10 protein-coding genes, 2 tRNA genes and 5 pseudogenes are annotated in these 17,876 nt (G+C 66.6%); 7 read left to right on the top strand and 10 right to left on the bottom strand.

Features of this window, described 5'->3' with window-relative positions; all coding sequences use genetic code 11:
- A partial coding sequence (locus tag BQ7388_RS02205) for a DUF2130 domain-containing protein (protein ID WP_072499681.1) occupies window positions 1-1,034 on the top strand: 1,034 nt, incomplete at its 5' end.
- A 222-nt stretch (window positions 1,035-1,256) separates the two neighbouring features.
- On the opposite strand, the gene gdhA is transcribed toward BQ7388_RS02205, so the two are convergent.
- From gdhA to BQ7388_RS02185, 4 genes are all read right to left on the bottom strand, one after another.
- Window positions 1,257-2,588, bottom strand: a complete 1,332-nt coding sequence (gdhA, locus tag BQ7388_RS02200; RefSeq protein ID WP_072499680.1) for an NADP-specific glutamate dehydrogenase — start codon at window positions 2,586-2,588, stop codon at window positions 1,257-1,259.
- A gap of 438 nt (window positions 2,589-3,026) precedes the next feature.
- Window positions 3,027-3,305 carry a type II toxin-antitoxin system Phd/YefM family antitoxin gene (locus BQ7388_RS02195; protein ID WP_072499679.1) on the bottom strand — a complete coding sequence of 93 codons (279 nt, stop codon included), beginning with the start codon at window positions 3,303-3,305 and terminating at the stop codon, window positions 3,027-3,029.
- 164 nt (window positions 3,306-3,469) lie between these two features.
- A tRNA-Gly gene (locus BQ7388_RS02190) sits at window positions 3,470-3,545 on the bottom strand.
- 3 nt (window positions 3,546-3,548) lie between these two features.
- Window positions 3,549-3,625, bottom strand: a tRNA-Pro gene (locus BQ7388_RS02185).
- A gap of 455 nt (window positions 3,626-4,080) precedes the next feature.
- On the opposite strand from BQ7388_RS02185, the gene BQ7388_RS12840 reads away from it, so the two are divergent.
- The 3 genes and pseudogenes from BQ7388_RS12840 to BQ7388_RS02165 form a co-directional block, all read left to right on the top strand.
- Window positions 4,081-5,817, top strand: coding sequence for a diacylglycerol/lipid kinase family protein (locus BQ7388_RS12840; RefSeq protein WP_234946769.1), 1,737 nt, complete (start codon window positions 4,081-4,083; stop codon window positions 5,815-5,817).
- A 141-nt stretch (window positions 5,818-5,958) separates the two neighbouring features.
- Window positions 5,959-7,386: a L,D-transpeptidase gene (locus tag BQ7388_RS02175; protein ID WP_072499678.1), complete on the top strand. Its 1,428-nt coding sequence runs from the start codon at window positions 5,959-5,961 to the stop codon at window positions 7,384-7,386.
- Window positions 7,387-7,760: 374 nt separating this feature from the next.
- A pseudogene (locus tag BQ7388_RS02165) lies at window positions 7,761-8,753 on the top strand (glycosyltransferase family 2 protein); the annotation flags it as partial.
- 510 nt (window positions 8,754-9,263) lie between these two features.
- Here BQ7388_RS02165 and BQ7388_RS11790 read toward each other — a convergent pair.
- Together BQ7388_RS11790 and BQ7388_RS11785 are read right to left on the bottom strand one after the other, a co-directional pair.
- Window positions 9,264-9,692 (bottom strand): annotated as a pseudogene (locus BQ7388_RS11790) (ATP-binding protein); the annotation flags it as partial.
- Window positions 9,693-9,704: 12 nt separating this feature from the next.
- Window positions 9,705-9,998, bottom strand: a pseudogene (locus BQ7388_RS11785) (carbamoyl-phosphate synthase domain-containing protein); the annotation flags it as partial.
- Between the two features lie 829 nt (window positions 9,999-10,827).
- On the opposite strand from BQ7388_RS11785, the gene BQ7388_RS02150 reads away from it, so the two are divergent.
- Window positions 10,828-12,396 (top strand): DUF2130 domain-containing protein, encoded by a 1,569-nt coding sequence (locus tag BQ7388_RS02150; RefSeq protein WP_072499677.1) that lies wholly within the window; start codon window positions 10,828-10,830, stop codon window positions 12,394-12,396.
- A gap of 222 nt (window positions 12,397-12,618) precedes the next feature.
- On the opposite strand, the pseudogene BQ7388_RS02145 reads toward BQ7388_RS02150, so the two are convergent.
- Window positions 12,619-12,798: pseudogene (locus tag BQ7388_RS02145) on the bottom strand (NADP-specific glutamate dehydrogenase); the annotation flags it as partial.
- 63 nt (window positions 12,799-12,861) lie between these two features.
- On the bottom strand, window positions 12,862-13,734 hold the full coding sequence (fba, locus tag BQ7388_RS02140; RefSeq protein ID WP_062530059.1) for a class II fructose-1,6-bisphosphate aldolase: 873 nt from the start codon (window positions 13,732-13,734) through the stop codon (window positions 12,862-12,864).
- Window positions 13,735-13,832: 98 nt separating this feature from the next.
- Between fba and BQ7388_RS02135 the strand changes: the two genes are divergently transcribed.
- On the top strand, window positions 13,833-14,759 hold the full coding sequence (locus BQ7388_RS02135) for a diacylglycerol/lipid kinase family protein (RefSeq protein WP_234946768.1): 927 nt from the start codon (window positions 13,833-13,835) through the stop codon (window positions 14,757-14,759).
- A gap of 146 nt (window positions 14,760-14,905) precedes the next feature.
- On the opposite strand, the pseudogene BQ7388_RS02130 reads toward BQ7388_RS02135, so the two are convergent.
- Together BQ7388_RS02130 and BQ7388_RS02125 are read right to left on the bottom strand one after the other, a co-directional pair.
- Window positions 14,906-15,802 (bottom strand): annotated as a pseudogene (locus BQ7388_RS02130) (aspartate-semialdehyde dehydrogenase); the annotation flags it as partial.
- 11 nt (window positions 15,803-15,813) lie between these two features.
- Window positions 15,814-17,157: an aspartate kinase gene (locus tag BQ7388_RS02125; RefSeq protein ID WP_072499675.1), complete on the bottom strand. Its 1,344-nt coding sequence runs from the start codon at window positions 17,155-17,157 to the stop codon at window positions 15,814-15,816.
- A 260-nt stretch (window positions 17,158-17,417) separates the two neighbouring features.
- Here BQ7388_RS02125 and BQ7388_RS02120 point away from each other — a divergent pair, with 260 nt between their 5' ends.
- The gene (locus BQ7388_RS02120; RefSeq protein ID WP_072499674.1) at window positions 17,418-17,858 is read left to right on the top strand and encodes a MarR family winged helix-turn-helix transcriptional regulator; all 441 of its coding nucleotides are present in this window, start codon (window positions 17,418-17,420) and stop codon (window positions 17,856-17,858) included.
- The last annotated feature ends 18 nt before the right edge of the window (window positions 17,859-17,876 follow it).

Below are 17,876 nucleotides of genomic sequence, written 5' to 3'. Positions count from 1 at the left end.
CCCGCCTCGAGCTCGAGCTCTCCCGCGCCAAGGACAGCCTGGAGTCCCAGGCCCAGTCGGCGCGCCAGGCGGAGGAGCTCGCCGTGCAGCGCGCCACCTCCGAGCTCCGCACCCAGTGCGTGGCGCTCGAGGGGCAGCTCGCCCAGCGCGACAGCCAGCGCAACGAGCTCGAGGCACGCTACCGCGAGAAGCTCAACGAGGCGCAGAAGTCCCAGGAAGAGATCGTGCGCATCAAGGACGACGAGATAGAGCGCCTCAAGGACTATCGCCTGCGGCTCACGGTGAAGATGACGGGAGAGAGCCTCGAGCAGCACTGCCAGCAGGAGTTCAACCGCTGGCGCTCCCAGGACCCCTCCTCGTTCAAGAACATCTACTTCGAGAAAGACAACGAGGCCGTCGAGGGCACCAAGGGCGACTTCGTGTATCGCGAGACGGACGACGAAGGCAACGAGCTTCTCTCCATCATGTTCGAGATGAAGAACGAGGAGCTGGGCTCCACCAACAAGAAGACAAACGAGTCCCACCTGGCCAAGCTTGACCGCGACCGCCAGAAGAAGGGCTGCGAGTACGCGGTGCTGGTGTCGATGCTCGAGCTCGACAGCGACTACTACAACCAGGGCATCGTGGACATGTCGTATCGATATCCCAAGATGTACGTGGTGAGGCCTCAGTTCTTCCTGCTGATCATCGCCCTCCTGCGCAACGCCGCCCAGAAGTCCCAGGACTTGCGCCTGCAGATTGCCCAGATGCGGAGCGAGCAGATCGACATCACGAACTTCGAGGACGCCCTGGACGACTTCCAGGACAAGTTCGGCCGCAACGTGGAACTTGCCAACAAGAAGTTCAACACGGCGGTGGAAGAGATCGACAAGACCATCACCCACCTGCAGAAGGTGAAGGAGAACCTGCTGGGCTCCCAGAACAACCTGCGCCTGGCGGACGAGAAGGCGAGCAAGCTCACCATCAAGCGCCTCACCAAGAATAGCCCCATGCTGGCCGAGCGCTTCCGCGAGCTGGACGACAACAAGGGCTAGGGACGCCCGCAGGCGAGAGGGACACACCCGCGGGGCCGGGGCAGGCTGCCAGACGGATGCTTCGCATGTCTCCCGCACGGGCAGAGACTAGGCGCCGCGGGCGTCGCCTTATCGCTCCCGACCGCGATCGCGTGTCTCCCGCACAAGCAGGGGGGAGTCGGACCAAGTCCGACCCCCCCTGCCTTGCAAGACGATGGCGGCAGCGCCGCCACGTCGGACGTGCTAGCAGACGCCCTGGGCCATCATGGCGTCGGCTACCTTGAGGAAGCCGGCGATGTTGGCGCCGAAGACGAGGTCACCCTCGTGGCCGTACTCCTTGGCGGCGTCGTAGGCGGCGGCGTAGATGGAGTCCATGATGCCGTGAAGCTTCTCGTCGACCTCGTCGAAGGTCCAGGAGAGGTGCTCGTGGTTCTGGCTCATCTCCAGGCCGGAGGTCGCGACGCCACCGGCGTTGGCAGCCTTGCCGGGGGCAAAGAAGACGCCGTTCTCCTTGAGATACTGCGTCGCCTCGAGGGTGGTGGGCATGTTGGCGCCCTCCACCACGTAGCCGCAGCCGTTGGCAACGAGCCTCTGGGCGTCGGCGAGCTCGAGCTCGTTCTGGGTCGCGCAGGGCATGGCGATGTCGCAGTTCTCGCCCCAGGGACGCTCGCCCTCGTGGTAGGTCGCGCCGGGACGGGCGGCGACGTACTCGCTGATGCGACCGCGGCGGCCCTGCTTGATGTCGACGAGGGTATCGAAGTCGATGCCCTCGGGGTCATAGACGTAGCCGTTGGAGTCGGAGGCGGTCACGACCTTGGCGCCCAGCTGCTCGGCCTTCTGGATGGCGTACTGCGCGACGTTGCCGGAGCCCGAGACCGCGACGACCTTGCCCTCGATGGACTCGCCGCGCTGCTTGAGCATGTTGAGCAGGAAGTACACCGCGCCGTAGCCGGTGGCCTCGGTGCGGGCGAGCGAGCCGCCGTACGAGAGGCCCTTGCCGGTGAGCACGGAGGACCAGCTGTTGGTGAGGCGCTTGTACTGGCCGAAGAGGTAGCCGATCTCGCGCGCGCCGGTGCCGATGTCGCCCGCGGGGACGTCGGTGTCGGGGCCGATGTGCTTCACGAGCTCGGTCATGAAGGACTGGCAGAAGCGCATGACCTCGGCATCGGACTTGCCCTTGGGGTCGAAGTCGGAGCCGCCCTTGCCGCCGCCCATGGGAAGCGTGGTGAGGGAGTTCTTGAAGATCTGCTCGAAGCCCAGGAACTTGAGGATGCCCAGGTTGACGGAGGGATGCAGGCGCAGGCCGCCCTTGTAGGGACCGATGGCGCTGTTGAACTGCACACGGTAGCCACGGTTGACCTGGACCTTGCCGGCATCGTCCACCCAGGGCACGCGGAAGATGACGATGCGCTCGGGCTCGACGAGGCGCTCGAGCAGGGCAGCCTTCTCAAACTCGGGATGCGCGTCGAGGGCGGGCTGCAGGGTCGTGAGGACCTCCTCGGCCGCCTGGATGAACTCCGGCTGGTCGGAGTAGCGCTCCTTCAGCTCGGCGATGACCTTCTCGGAATAGGACATGGTCTCTCCCCTCAAGGGTTGTGACGCAATGCGGACGGCTAAAGAATAGGCATCGGGTTGGGGGCGGGCTAGGACATTCACGGTGCGTAACTCAATCGACATGCATAAGAAACCGTACTTGCAGGGCATCTGCACGCAGGCGGGGCCGTCGAGTTCGCGGGCGGGACGTGCCTTCTGGGCGCGCGGGGCGACGCCGGTGGAGAAGTTCTGCGACACGTGCGGCGGAATCCTGCAACACGTTAAGTCGGTTGCGGAGTTTGGGACTTTTAGAGCCTGCAGCTGACTCCAGACTAACAGGTCGTTTACAGGCGAGAGACACCATGGGCACAGTCATTTGCGGACTTCTCCCCTTTTAGAGTCCGCAACTGATGTCGAACGCGCGACTGGACGGCCGAGCGTGCAATGGAACGGCGTAGTGCACAATCGAGCGGCCTAGTGTCAGTCCTCGGTGTTCTGCGGCCCGATGCGCTGGCGAAGTGCCTGGGCAGCCATACCCGCAGGTCTGGCATGGCCCTCGTCCGCGGCGACGCGCCCTGCGGCAAGGCTCTCGTACAGTGCAAGCCGCGAGGTTAGGCCCTCGTATGCATCCATATCAAGGACTGCAAGGTCACCAGCACCGTTCTTCGTGACGAAGAGGGGTTCGCCGGTCTTATGGCACCAGTCGGAGAGCTCCGCGTAGTTGTTCCTCAGCGTTGTGCTGGAGATGATCTTTGGCATTGTCCCTCCAAACTAAAGTTATTCTTACTTTATTCCACTCTTATTAGTTAACTTTTCGTGCTATTGCAGAACATGGAAAGGTGGCCACACGATGCTGGCAATTGGCGCATAACCCCGCGCGATAAAAAAGCCAGGGCCCCAAAGGACCCTGGCAAGCGAGCGCATGGAGCGGCGGACGGGACTCGAACCCGCAACAAGTAGCTTGGAAGGCTACTGCTCTACCAATTGAACTACCGCCGCGCGTGGTCGGGGTGACTGGATTCGAACCAGCGACCCTCTGCTCCCAAAGCAGATGCGCTACCAAGCTGCGCCACACCCCGGAGCCGCCCTAGGATTATACGAGAGTGCCCCGCCCGGGGCAACGACTTCCAAAAAATCGTACCAGCATCCCGAGTTCGTCGACCAGCTCGTCGTGACCGCTGGCCAGTCCCCCGCCATCTGCGGCGTGAGCGTGCATTTCAGATTTCAAATGTACACCCCTCGTCGCTGAGCTGGGGTTTTGTGGGAGAGGTGCGCATTTCACGCGTAGAATGTGCACCAAGGCAGGCCGCCGTGCCGCATTCCGCGCCGCCATGCCGCAACCCGCACCCCAGGCACGTCGCTGCACCGTTGCACCACGCGCCACATGTCGCCGCACCACGCGCCTCACGCCCCGCGCACGCGCCGTGCGACCGGGCGCCGACGCGCCTCTCCCCCGCTTCGACTGGGCGCTCCCCCACCCAAGTGCGTAGAATGATGGGGCACGGACCGCACCCGTCCCCGAAAGGCCCCCAACATGGCAATACTCAGGCTCGGTCGGACGCTCGTCGTGGCAAATCCCGCCTCGCACAGCGGAAAGGGGGCCGAGGCGGCGGAGCGCGCCCGGCGCTTCTTCGAGTCGTACACCTCTGCCACCGAGTCGTTCGAGCTGGTCATGACCGAGGGCCCCGAAGACGCCAAGCGCCTCGCAGCCGGCGCCGCCCAGATGGACACCCTCATCGTCCTGGGCGGGGACGGCGTCATCCACGAGGCAGCGAACGGCCTCATGACCCTGCCCGCCGACGCCCGCCCCGCCCTCGCCGTCATCCCCATGGGCTCGGGCAACGACTTCGCCCGCACCATCTCGGCCACCTACAACGACCCCGAGCTCTCCCTGGCCGAGCTTCTCGGCGGCCGCAGGGTCAGCATCGACTTGGGCCACGTAACCAATGAGCTCGGCCAGGACACCCACTTCGTCGAGACCCTCTCCTTTGGCCTGGACGCCGCCATCGCCCTGGACACGACCGACCGCCGCGCCGCCAACACGAGCCAGGAGGGGTCGATGCTCTTCGCCACCTCGGGCGTGAAGGTCTTCTCGTCCGGGCACAAGGGCTACCCCTGCTGCCTCCACCTCGACGACGGCGACCCCCAGGAGCTGCGCGCCCTCATACTCGCGGTCCAGAACGGCCCCACCTACGGCGGCGGCTTCCGCGTCTGCCCCGACGCGCTGCCCAACGACGGAATGCTGGACGTCTGCTACAACGTGAGGGTGCCCTCCATCCCCCACCTGCTGGCCCTCTTCGGCCTCGCCCGCTCCGGAAGGCACGTGCGCTCGCGCGTCATCAGGGCCGAGCGCACGAGGAGGCTCCAGGTCGAGTTCGAAGGAGAGGGCATTCCCTGCCAGGTCGACGGCGAGAGATTCGAGGGCAGGCGCTTCGAGGTNTGCGCTAGACTCTTGAGGCGTGCTGCTCCCGCTTGGGAGCGACCCCTTCAAGCAGCCAAAACGAAGACGAGGCGGACCGTGGCGAAGCAGGCAGAAACCCCCAGCACCAAGACGGCCCAGGACGGCGTCCCCGAGGGGCCCAGGCACCGCCTCGCCCCCAAGCTCGTGGCCTGCGGCCTCGCCCTAGCCACGGTCTATGGCGGGGGCTGCGCGTACTTCTCGACCCACTTCACGCCGGGCACCACGGTGAACGGGCAGGACGTCTCGCTCATGACCAAGGAGGCGCTCTCGGCCTCGGTTGCGGACGCCGTGCGCGACTGGAGGCTCGAGCTCCAGGGGCCCTCCGGCTTCACGGCCCAGGTCGCGTCCGCCGACGTGGGACTCGCCGCCCGTGCGGACGACTANGGCGAGAGTGACGCCACGAACTCGACCGAGGGGGACGCGTCGAGCCAGGAGGGGACGAAGTCCGAGGCGACCGGATCGACCACCACGGCTCCCTCGACCGAAGGTGGCACGTCCGCGAAGGATCCCTCCACGGAGGCTGGCACGGGCACGTCCGGATCCGGCACGGCGGGCACCAGCGGCAGTTCGGACTCGGGCTCGGCGGGCACCGGCTCCTCAAGCGGTGGCGCCTCCGGCAGTGGCTCCTCGGGCAGTTCTGCCAACTCCAGTGGCGGAAGCACGTCCTCGAGCGCTGGCTCCAGCGACGCCGGAGGCAGCGGCACGAACGGCTCCTCCTCCGGCACCGGTACGGGAAGCTCCAGCGCGGGCTCTTCCGCAGGCTCGGCAACAGGCAGCACGAGCGGCACCGCCGCCGGCTCGGGCAAGTAGGCCCACTCCCCGGAGGGGCGCCCCATCCGACGTCGACGCCCCGCCCCCCTGTCAAAGGCCCCTTGCGCTAGACTCTTGAGGCGTGCTGCTCCCGCTTGGGAGCGACCCCTTCAAGCAGCCAAAACGAAGACGAGGCGGACCGTGGCGAAGCAGGCAGAAACCCCCAGCACCAAGACGGCCCAGGACGGCGTCCCCGAGGGGCCCAGGCACCGCCTCGCCCCCAAGCTCGTGGCCTGCGGCCTCGCCCTAGCCACGGTCTATGGCGGGGGCTGCGCGTACTTCTCGACCCACTTCACGCCGGGCACCACGGTGAACGGGCAGGACGTCTCGCTCATGACCAAGGAGGCGCTCTCGGCCTCGGTTGCGGACGCCGTGCGCGACTGGAGGCTCGAGCTCCAGGGGCCCTCCGGCTTCACGGCCCAGGTCGCGTCCGCCGACGTGGGACTCGCCGCCCGTGCGGACGACTACGCGGCCGACGCGTTCCGGAAGGCGGACGCGCGCGCCTGGCCCCTTGACCTCCTCTCCCGCCGCGTGATCTTCCAGGAGGACGGCGTGACCCTGGACGAGGCGAGTCTCCGCGACGCCCTCCAACCGGCGGTCGAGGCCTACAACCAGTCCGCCACGGCGCCGACCAGCGCCAGCTCCTCCTTCGACGCCGACGCGGGGGAGTTCAGGGTGACGGACGAGGTGCCGGGCACCATGCTCGACCTCGACCGCGTCGTCGCCAGCGCGTCGACGGCCGCAAAGTCGCTCCAGCGCAAGCTCGTCCTGGGCGACGCGGAGCTCGTCCAGCCAGCGGTCAGACATGACGACGAGCGGCTCGCGGCGGCGACCAAGAAGGCCAACGACGCGCTCGCCCTCTCCATCCCGCTCACGCGCGACGGCAGGGAGGTCGCGCGCGTGGACGAGTCGCTCAGCGCGTCCTGGCTCGTCGTGGGAGACGACCTCGCCCTCGGCGCGGACGGCGACGCCATAGGCAACTGGATCAACTCGGTGCTCGCGGCCAGCGTGGACTACTCCGACGAGGTCAACGACTACGCGGTGGACGACGCGAGCCTCGCCGAGTCCATCTACAACGCCCTCCTGGCCCAGCGCTCCGACCCCATAGAGATCCCCCTGCAGGTCGTGGGCTCGCGCCCGGCCGAGAGCGAGGGCGCGCGCGAGCGCGGACGGCACATCGACATCAACCTCTCCACCCAGTACGCGCGCTTCTACGACGCGAACGGAAGGGTCATATGGAGGTCGTACATCGTGTCGGGCAACACCTCGGAGGGTCGCACCACGCCAACGGGCACCTACGCCATCAACTCGAACATGGCCCGCGACACGGTGCTGGTGGGAGCCGACGAGGACCACGACGGCGAGCCCGACTACAGGAGCAACGTGTCGTACTGGATGCCCTTCATCGGCAACTCGGTGGGCCTCCACGACGCGACCTGGCGCTACAGCTTCGGCGGGTCGATCTACAGCTACGCCGGCAGCCACGGCTGCGTGAACCTCCCCTACCAGGACGCGAAGGCCCTCTGGGACCTGGTCCGCGTGGGGGACAAGGTGGTCGTGCACTGGTAGACGACACGTCGCTGCCAGCCGACACGTCGCTGCCGGCCGGCACGTCGCTGCCGGCCTGCGCCAGCGCGTCCNTGGGCCGCTCGTCGTTGGTGCCGTTCTCGCAGTAGACGCAGTCGAAGCTGCAGCGCTTGCCGTCCGCCGGCGCGAGGTTGACACCCAGCGAGACCCCCAGCCTTCGGCTGCGGACGGGCCCGAAGACGGGGCCTGGGTTCAGGTAGGTTGCCATGGCTTCTCTCCCCTCCTAACGCCGCCCGCGACCGTGCGGGCGAGCCCCATCCTAGACCAGCGAGCGCATGGAACGGGCGGCTCATGCCATAATGTCTTGAGAAATGGCACGACAGCCGCCTGTCGCAACGAATCCGGAGGGCCAACCCATGAAGAAGGTCATCACCTTCGCCATCCCCTGCTACAACTCCGCCGAATACATGGACAAGTGCATAGAGTCCATCCTCGTGGGGACCAACTACGCCGAGGACGTCCAGGTCGTCATCGTGGACGACGGGTCCACGAAGGACGACACGCTGGCCAAGGCAGAGTCCTGGCAGGAGCGCCACCCCAGCATCGTGAAGGCCGTGCACCAGGAGAACGGCGGCCATGGCATGGCCGTCCTCAAGGGCCTGGGAAACGCCGAGGGGACCTACTTCAAGGTCGTGGACTCCGACGACTGGCTGGACGCCGAGGCCTGCGCCACCCTCCTGGGCAAGGTCCGCGAGCTGGACGAGACCGGCGAGCGCGTGGACCTCATCATCAGCAACTACGTGTACGAGCACGTGGAGGACGGCAGCAGCCACGTGGTCAACTACCGCTCGGTGCTCCCCGTGGGCAGGGCCTTTGGCTGGAACGACATCCGCCACTTCAAGATGGCCCAGAACCTCCTCATGCACGCCCTCTGCTACCGCACCGACGTGCTGCGCGACGGAGGGGTGCCCATGCCGGCGCACACCTTCTACGTGGACAACATCTACGCCTACGTCCCCCTGCCGCGCTGCCGCACCCTCTACTACCTGAACGTGGACCTCTACCGCTACTTCATAGGGCGGGAGGACCAGTCGGTGAACGAGAAGGTCATGGCGGGCAGGATCGACCAGCAGGTCAAGATCACTCGCATCATGATGAGGTCCTACCACCTCTACCAGGACATCGAGTCGTACGCCCTGCGCAGCTACATGGTCAACTACTTCGTCATCATGATGATGATCTGCTCCGTCTTCTCGAAGCTCTCGGACCATGCCGACGCCATGGCGGAGCTCGACCGCCTCTGGAGCGACCTCTACGACTACGACCGGCGCATGTGGAGGCGTGCGCGCCTGGGCATCTGCGGCCTGGCCACCAACCTCCCGGGCGCCGGCGGGCGCGCGGCGACCATCGCNAGACCATCACCGCCTCGGGGCGAATCCGTGCGAGCGCCTCAAGCCAAGGTCCGACGTAGGCCTCGCCCGTATTGTCCACGCTCCTGCCGTCGAGCTCCCCGCCCAGGAACATGCTCTGGACCATCACCCTGCCGCCGAAGGCCGCCAGCGCGTCCACCACGCGGCCCACGTCGTAGCCGCCGACGGGCCGGTCCACCCTCCGGATGAAGTCCCCGTCCACCGTGTCCAGCTTGAGGATGTTGTCGTCCACGCGCAGGAGCGCGTCGCGCACGGCCGGCACGTGGGCCATGGTGGCGTTGGAGAGCACCGCCACCCGCGCCTTGGGGCAGAGCTCGTCCCTAAGCGAGAGGACCGCATCCACGACCTCGGGAAACTCTGGGTTGGCCGTGGGCTCCCCGTTGCCCGCGAGGGTAATCACGTCGGGGGGCTCGCCCGCCGCGGACATGTCGCGCAGGCGTGCGCCCAACGCCTCGGCGACCTGTGTAGCCGTGGGCCAGGGCGAGCNACCACGCCCACCGCCAGCGCCAGCCGGTGCGTCACCTCGCGCACCTGCCGCACCATCTGGGCCGAGAGCGAGAACGGTGGGCAGCAGCAGGCGGAGTCCCCGGAGTGGATGCCGCACTCCTCGATGTGCTCGAGCACGGAGCCCACGTGGCACTCCCGCCCGTCGCAGAGCGCGTCCACGTCCAGCTCGATAGCGTCCTCGAGGAAAGCGTCCAGGTAGACGGGGTGGTCGGGAGAGACGCGGGTGGCGCGCTCCATGTAGCGACCCAGGTCCTCCTCGCCGTACACGATGGCCATCCCACGCCCTCCCAGCACGTAGCTGGGACGCACGAGGAGCGGGTAGCCCACGCGACGGGCCACCTCGCGGGCCTCCTCGGCCGTGCTCGCCGTGGACGAGGGCGGATAGGCCACCTGCAGGCGGTCGAGCAGCGCGGNCTGCCAGTTGCTCGGCTCGAAGCACATGTCGCGAACCACCAGGGCCCTGAGCACCGGCGCCACTGCCTGGCCGTCGCTGGCGGTAACGCCGTAGTTCCCCACCTGCGGATAGGTCAGCGTCACGATCTGGCCCGCATAGCTGGGGTCGGTCACGATCTCTTGGTAGCCGGTCATCGAGGTGTTGAACACCAGCTCGCCGAAGGCCTCGCCCTCGGCGCCGCAGCAGCGGCCGGCGTAGCAGCTGCCGTCCTCGAGCGCCAGGAGTGCCCTGGGCAGCTGGTCCGCACCCGCAAGAAGGTTCATCGGAGCTCCTCTCCCCTGCGACCGCTCGCAAAAGGGGCACCCGCGGCCTGCGGATGCCCCTCCTGGCGAGGTGTCGCTTGCGTCCTTGGCGGCGTCTCGCGCCACCGTTAAAGGCTTGAACGCATTCTAGGTGCCAGATATTCAAATCTGCGCAAATTGCGAGAGCGTTTATCTGCTTGTCACAGTTCCAGGCGAGAGGGGCATCACGGACGTCAGCGGGGGCGTCGCGCACGCGCGAACGCACATGTGGCGCAAGACTGGCGACACCACGCACACGCGAACGCACGATCTTCTCGCCTGCCACGCATGAACGCACATATTGCGCAGCCATGGCGGCACCGCGCACGCGCGAATGCACATTTGACATCACCGCTCACGCGCGAACGCACGTGCCTCTCACCTTCCACGCGTTTGCGCACGCTTTTCTCATCCTCCACGCGCCAACGCACAATCAAACCATCGAGCACGCTCAAACGCACATCACCGCCCCACGTTACCTGGGCAAACGTCGCGGCCAATGTGCGCAAGAGCGTGCACGCTGAAAAAGCCGTGCGTTCAAGCGTGCTCGATGCCAGCGGAAGTGCGCAAGAGCGTGCGCGCTGAAAAAGCTGTGCGCAAGAGCGTGCTCGCGCTCAGATTCTGTGCGCAATTGCGTGCTGGGTGAGAAAGGCATGTACGACGGCATGAATGGGATGCACGACGAAGCGCCCGGCACGCAGGCGGCCACGGTGCGCCCGACCGCCACCGGAGCGGCTCCCAATCATGTCCCACCCCTGAGCTAAGCTGTGTCCATCACACGACCCGTCTTTCCTCGTACCAAGGAGCGTCCATGGCAACCATCGTCTGCCCACACTGCCACCAGAGCTTCGAGCTGGAGAGCTCGGACTACCAGGACATCGTGAGCCAGGTGCGCACCAGCGAGTTCGAGCGCGAGCTGCACGAGCGCCACCAGCTCATGGAGGGGCAGAAGGCCTCCGAGCTGGCGGAGGAGCGCGCCAAGTCCCAGCTCGAGCTGCAGCGCCTGCAGTCGGAGCTCAACCAGGAGCTCGCCCAGCTCAGGGAGCGCCTCGCCACCTCTGACGACGCGCGCGCCTCGGCGGTGCGCGAGGCGCGGCTCTCGGTCGAGCAGGAACGCGTCAAGGTGGAGCGTGAGCGCGACGAGCTTGCGGCCCGGCTCTCCAAGAGCGAGGACGCCACGAAGCTCGCGCAGGAGAGGACCCGCTCCGAGCTCCAGGCCCAGCAGGCCGAGCTCCAGGCCGAGGTCGCGCGACTCAAGGCCGAGCTCCAGGCGCAGCAGGCCCAAGCGGCGCGCGAGCGTCAGCTGGCCGACGCCCAGGCGAAGTCCGAGCTCCAGGCCGAGCGCTCCCGCCTCGAGCTCGAGCTCTCCCGCGCCAAGGACAGCCTGGAGTCCCAGGCCCAGTCGGCGCGCCAGGCGGAGGAGCTCGCCGTGCAGCGCGCCACCTCCGAGCTCCGCACCCAGTGCGTGGCGCTCGAGGGGCAGCTCGCCCAGCGCGACAGCCAGCGCAACGAGCTCGAGGCACGCTACCGCGAGAAGCTCAACGAGGCGCAGAAGTCCCAGGAAGAGATCGTGCGCATCAAGGACGACGAGATAGAGCGCCTCAAGGACTATCGCCTGCGGCTCACGGTGAAGATGACGGGAGAGAGCCTCGAGCAGCACTGCCAGCAGGAGTTCAACCGCTGGCGCTCCCAGGACCCCTCCTCGTTCAAGAACATCTACTTCGAGAAAGACAACGAGGCCGTCGAGGGCACCAAGGGCGACTTCGTGTATCGCGAGACGGACGACGAAGGCAACGAGCTTCTCTCCATCATGTTCGAGATGAAGAACGAGGAGCTGGGCTCCACCAACAAGAAGACAAACGAGTCCCACCTGGCCAAGCTTGACCGCGACCGCCAGAAGAAGGGCTGCGAGTACGCGGTGCTGGTGTCGATGCTCGAGCTCGACAGCGACTACTACAACCAGGGCATCGTGGACATGTCGTATCGATATCCCAAGATGTACGTGGTGAGGCCTCAGTTCTTCCTGCTGATCATCGCCCTCCTGCGCAACGCCGCCCAGAAGTCCCAGGACTTGCGCCTGCAGATTGCCCAGATGCGGAGCGAGCAGATCGACATCACGAACTTCGAGGACGCCCTGGACGACTTCCAGGACAAGTTCGGCCGCAACGTGGAACTTGCCAACAAGAAGTTCAACACGGCGGTGGAAGAGATCGACAAGACCATCACCCACCTGCAGAAGGTGAAGGAGAACCTGCTGGGCTCCCAGAACAACCTGCGCCTGGCGGACGAGAAGGCGAGCAAGCTCACCATCAAGCGCCTCACCAAGAATAGCCCCATGCTGGCCGAGCGCTTCCGCGAGCTGGACGACAACAAGGGCTAGGGACGCCCGCAGGCGAGAGGGACACACCCGCGGGGCCGGGGCAGGCTGCCAGACGGATGCTTCGCATGTCTCCCGCACGGGCAGAGACTAGGCGCCGCGGGCGTCGCCTTATCGCTCCCGACCGCGATCGCGTGTCTCCCGCACAAGCAGGGGGGAGTCGGACCAAGTCCGACCCCCCCTGCCTTGCAAGACGATGGCGGCAGCGCCGCCACGTCGGACGTGCTAGCAGACGCCCTGGGCCATCATGGCGTCGGCTACCTTGAGGAAGCCGGCGATGTTGGCGCCGAAGACGAGGTCACCCTCGTGGCCGTACTCCTTGGCGGCGTCGTAGGCGGCGGCGTAGATGGAGTCCATGATGCCGTGAAGCTTCTCGTCGACCTCGTCGAAGGTCCAGGAGAGGTGCTNCCTTGCGTTCGTGCGCCTTCCCTGCCCGGTTGCGCGGGCGCGCCGGGCAGGAGCCGATGCCTACGCCCAGCCCTTGCCGTCGGAGCCGAACTCCTTCATGAGCTCGATGGTGCGGGTCTTGATGGCGTCGCGACCAGGCTTGAGGAGCTTACGGGGATCGTAGCCCTTACCCTCCTTGTCTGCACCGCTCTCGATGTACGTGCGGGTGGCCGCAGCAAAGACCAGCTGGAGATCGGTGTTGACGTTAATCTTGGAGACGCCCTCGGAGATGGCCTTCTGGATTTGGTCGACGGGGATGCCGGTGCCGCCATGAAGGACGAGCGGCAGGTCGCCCGTGAGGGCCTTGATCTCGGCAAGGCGCTCGAAGGAGAGGCCCGCCCAGTTGGCAGGATAGATGCCATGGATGTTGCCGATGCCGCACGCCAGGAAGTCGACGCCCAGGTCTGCGATCTGCTTGCACTCCTCGGGATCGGCGAGCTCGCCCTGTGAGGTCACGCCATCCTCGGTACCGCCAATGCCGCCGACCTCGGCCTCAACGGAGATGCCCTTGTTATGGGCGGCCTTGACGACCTCGGCGGTGCGCTGGAGGTTGGTCTGGAAGTCGGGCTCGTGCGAGCCATCGTACATGACCGAGGTGAAGCCCGCATCGATGCACTTGAAGACATCCTCGTAGCTACCATGATCGAGGTGCAGTGCCACAGGCACGGTGATGTTCTTGGCCTCGACAAGGTCCCTCACGATGTCGGCGACGACCTTGAAGCTGGTCTGCCACTTAGCGGCGCCGCTCGTGCACTGGATGATGACGGGAGACTGGAGCTCTTCGGCAGCATCGAGGATCGACGTTGCCCACTCGAGGTTGTTGGTGTTGAACGCACCCAGGCCGTAGTGACCCCTCTGAGCACTCTGGAGCATGGCGGTAGCGTTGACTAGCATGGTGATACCTCCTATATGAGACACCCTGTCGAACCTACGCCCCCAATCATACCGCTCAGCTAGCCAAAATATTCGTGTAGTTGCCATGCCCGTNCGTCGTGGCAAATCCCGCCTCGCACAGCGGAAAGGGGGCCGAGGCGGCGGAGCGCGCCCGGCGCTTCTTCGAGTCGTACACCTCTGCCACCGAGTCGTTCGAGCTGGTCATGACCGAGGGCCCCGAAGACGCCAAGCGCCTCGCAGCCGGCGCCGCCCAGATGGACACCCTCATCGTCCTGGGCGGGGACGGCGTCATCCACGAGGCAGCGAACGGCCTCATGACCCTGCCCGCCGACGCCCGCCCCGCCCTCGCCGTCATCCCCATGGGCTCGGGCAACGACTTCGCCCGCACCATCTCGGCCACCTACAACGACCCCGAGCTCTCCCTGGCCGAGCTTCTCGGCGGCCGCAGGGTCAGCATCGACTTGGGCCACGTAACCAATGAGCTCGGCCAGGACACCCACTTCGTCGAGACCCTCTCCTTTGGCCTGGACGCCGCCATCGCCCTGGACACGACCGACCGCCGCGCCGCCAACACGAGCCAGGAGGGGTCGATGCTCTTCGCCACCTCGGGCGTGAAGGTCTTCTCGTCCGGGCACAAGGGCTACCCCTGCTGCCTCCACCTCGACGACGGCGACCCCCAGGAGCTGCGCGCCCTCATACTCGCGGTCCAGAACGGCCCCACCTACGGCGGCGGCTTCCGCGTCTGCCCCGACGCGCTGCCCAACGACGGAATGCTGGACGTCTGCTACAACGTGAGGGTGCCCTCCATCCCCCACCTGCTGGCCCTCTTCGGCCTCGCCCGCTCCGGAAGGCACGTGCGCTCGCGCGTCATCAGGGCCGAGCGCACGAGGAGGCTCCAGGTCGAGTTCGAAGGAGAGGGCATTCCCTGCCAGGTCGACGGCGAGAGATTCGAGGGCAGGCGCTTCGAGGTCGAGGTGGAGCCCCGGGCCCTCGACGTGCTCGTGCCCGCCCGCTGCGGTTGGTAGGCAGCCAGGGACCGGCAGCTACGCCCAAGGCCGACAGTATCCAGGACCGGTAGCTACGCCCAAGGCCGGCAGCATCCAGCCCGGCAGCGCCCAGGCCCGGCAGCATCCAGCCCGGCAGCTACGCCCAGGCCCGGCAGCATCCCNCGCCTGATGCGCCCGACCCAGACCAGGTCCTGGTCGGAGCTCTGGAGCGGCATGGGATAGCGCAGCTCGGAGGGCTCGTCCACCACGAGCACCCCGGGAGCTGCCTCGAGAAGCTCCCGGGCGCGCTCGGGCGAGAGGGGCCTCTCGAACTCGACCGTAATCGACTCGGAGTGCGAGCGCATCACGGGCACGCGCACGCAGGTGCAGCTCACGCGCAGCTCGGGAAGGTGCATGATCTTGCGCCCCTCGTTCTGCATCTTCAGCTCCTCGGAGGTGTAGCCCTCCTCCTTGAAGCCGCCGATCTGGGGAATCAGGTTGGCGGCGAGCTGGTAGGCGAAGGGGTCGGTGGGCCCCATCTCGCCGCCCTGGGCGACGACACCCATCTCGCGCTCGAGCTCGCGCAGGCCCGGCATGCCCGCCCCCGACGCCGCCTGGTAGGTGCTCACGACGAGCCTCCTGATGCCGGCCTCCTGGTGCAGGGGCCAGAGGGGCACCAGGCCGATGATGGTGGCGCAGTTGGGGTTGGCGATGATGCCGTGGTGCCAGCTCACGTCGTCGGCGTTTATCTCGGGGATGACCAGGGGCACGTCCTCGTTCAGGCGGAAGGCGTGGCTGTTGTCCACGCAGGTGGCGCCCCGCCTCACGGCTTCGGGAAGGAGCTTGCGAGCGAGTTCGTCTCCCGCCGCGCCCAACACGACGTCCACGCCCTCGAAGGCCTCGGGCGTGGCCTCGCGCACCACCACCTCCTCGCCGCGGAAGCGCACGCTGCTGCCCGCGGAGCGAGCGCTCGCAAGGGGGACGAGCTCCCCCACCGGGAAGTCCCTCTCCTCGAGGCACTGGAGCATCTGGGTCCCCACGACGCCGGTCGCGCCGAGGATGGCAACTCTCTTGTCAGGCATGTCCTAACCCCCTACTGGGCAAGCTGCGGCATCTCGACCATCTCGCCGTCGACGAAGCGGTCGTAGATGCACTGGATGGCACGTTCGAAGTCGGCGTTGTTGACGCCCATGATGATCGATATCTCCTGCGAGCTCTGGGTGATCATGCGGATGTTGATGCCCGCCTCACCCAGGCAGCCGAAGATGCGGCCCGAGGTGCCTGCGCGGCGGCTCATGTTGCGGCCCACGACGCTGATGAGCGCCAGGCTGTCCACCACGTTGATGCTGTCGGGCTCGAGCTCGTGTTGGAGCTCGTTGACGATGGAATAGATGCTGTCCTTCACGTCGGCGCCGTTGACCACGACGCCGAAGGAGTCGACTCCCGTGGGCACGTGCTCCACGCTCACGCCGTACTTCTCGAAGACCGAGAGCGCACGCCTGAGGTAGCCCACGTCGTTCGAGATGTGGGCGCGCTGGACATGGATGGCCATGAAGTCGCGCTTGCCGGCGATGCCCGTGATGAGGTGCTCCTTCACGTGCTCCTCGGCCGTCTCGCGGATGATGGTGCCCTTAGCGTCGGGGTCGTTGGTGTTCTTGATCTGGATGGGGATGTTGGTCTCGCGCACGGGGAAGATGGCCTCCTCCTGCAGGACCGAGGCCCCCATGTAGCTGAGCTCGCGCATCTCGTCGTAGGTGATGCGGTGGATGGAGCGAGGGTGGTCCACCACGCGCGGGTCGGCGGCGAGGAAGCCCGAGACGTCGGTCCAGTTCTCGTACACGCCGGCGTCCAGGCAGCGCGCCAGGATGGCACCCGTGATGTCGCCGCCCCCGCGCTGGAAGAGCTTGATGCTGCCATCCACCGTGGCGCCGTAGAAGCCCGGGAGCAGGAAGCTCCCCAGACGCGTCGCGCGGTCGCGCAGGCGCATCGCCGTGCGCTCCATGTCCACGCTGCCGTCATGGTGGAAGACGATGACCTCCGCCGCGTCCACGAAGGGAAGGTCCAGGTACTCGGCCATGAGCTGGCCCGTGAACCACTCGCCGCGCGACACCACGTACTCGGGCGAGAAGCCCTTGACCTGCGCCGCGAACTCGCCGAAGCGCTCTGCGACGGGGTAGCTGAGCCCCAGCTCGTCGGCGATGTCCTGGTAGCGTGCCTGGATGTCCGAGAGGAGCGCCGTGCAGTCGACGTGATACTCGATGTGCGCGTTGACCAGCAGCAGGAGGTCGGTGACCTTGTTGTCCTGGGGGAAGCGCCTGCCCGAGGCGGAGACCACGACGAAGCGGCGCTCTGGGTCCGACCCCACGATCGACTTGACCTTGCGGAACTGCTCCGCGTCCGCGACACTGGAGCCGCCGAACTTTGCGACCTTTATCATGCGTCAGCCCCTCGCGTCCAGCACGGCCATGAAGCTCGTCGGGTCGGCCCCGAGCGCACGGTCGAGCGTCGCGCGCGCCTCCTCGGCGCTGAGGCNGGTGGACGACATCCCGTCCGGGCCCTTCCTTGTGTGGCGCGTGGGACTAGAGCCTTGCCGCAAGCATGGCCCTGGCGACCTCTCTGGCGCACGCCCCTCTCGCTTGGGTATACTTCCCTTGATAAATTGCGCACGATTAAGTCGTGCGGGAAGAGAGGATTGACATGGACGATACCAAGGTCACTGCCACCCAGGACGCCGCAGAGGGTGGGGAGCTCGACCCCCTGGCGCTCGAGAACCAGCTGTGCTTCCCGCTCTATGCGGCGTCGAAGGAGCTCACGCGCAGGTACAAGCCCTTCCTGGACCCCCTGGGCCTCACCTACACGCAGTACGTGACGATGATGGCCCTCTGGGAGCGGGACGGCGTCACCGTGACCGAGCTGGGACATAGGCTCTACCTCGACTCAGCCACCCTCACCCCGCTGCTGCGCCGGCTCGAGGGCCACGGCTACGTCAACCGCGCCCGCTCCAAGGCGGACGAGCGCGCCATCATCATCACCCTGACCGACGAGGGCAGGAGGCTTCGCAGGCAGGCGATGGACGTTCCCGCCTGCATCGGCGGGTGGATCCGCAACTGTCTCTTTTACACATATAGATGTGTGTAAGAGAGAGGGGGGGGGGGG

The organism is Olsenella phocaeensis, from assembly GCF_900120385.1.
In the GTDB taxonomy this organism is placed as follows: domain Bacteria; phylum Actinomycetota; class Coriobacteriia; order Coriobacteriales; family Atopobiaceae; genus Olsenella_I; species Olsenella_I phocaeensis.
Note: the sequence above shows the minus strand (reverse complement) of the source record. Positions and strands in the feature narration are given on the sequence as shown.

What these genes read in the sequence shown, in the direction of transcription:
- BQ7388_RS02150 (WP_072499677.1), top strand. Translation starts at nt 10,828, where the DNA reads ATGGCAACCATCGTCTGCCCACACTGCCACCAGAGCTTCGAGCTGGAG.
- gdhA (WP_072499680.1), bottom strand. Translation starts at nt 2,588, where the DNA reads ATGTCCTATTCCGAGAAGGTCATCGCCGAGCTGAAGGAGCGCTACTCC.
- BQ7388_RS02195 (WP_072499679.1), bottom strand. Translation starts at nt 3,305, where the DNA reads ATGCCAAAGATCATCTCCAGCACAACGCTGAGGAACAACTACGCGGAG.
- BQ7388_RS02120 (WP_072499674.1), top strand. Translation starts at nt 17,418, where the DNA reads ATGGACGATACCAAGGTCACTGCCACCCAGGACGCCGCAGAGGGTGGG.
- BQ7388_RS02125 (WP_072499675.1), bottom strand. Translation starts at nt 17,157, where the DNA reads ATGATAAAGGTCGCAAAGTTCGGCGGCTCCAGTGTCGCGGACGCGGAG.
- fba (WP_062530059.1), bottom strand. Translation starts at nt 13,734, where the DNA reads ATGCTAGTCAACGCTACCGCCATGCTCCAGAGTGCTCAGAGGGGTCAC.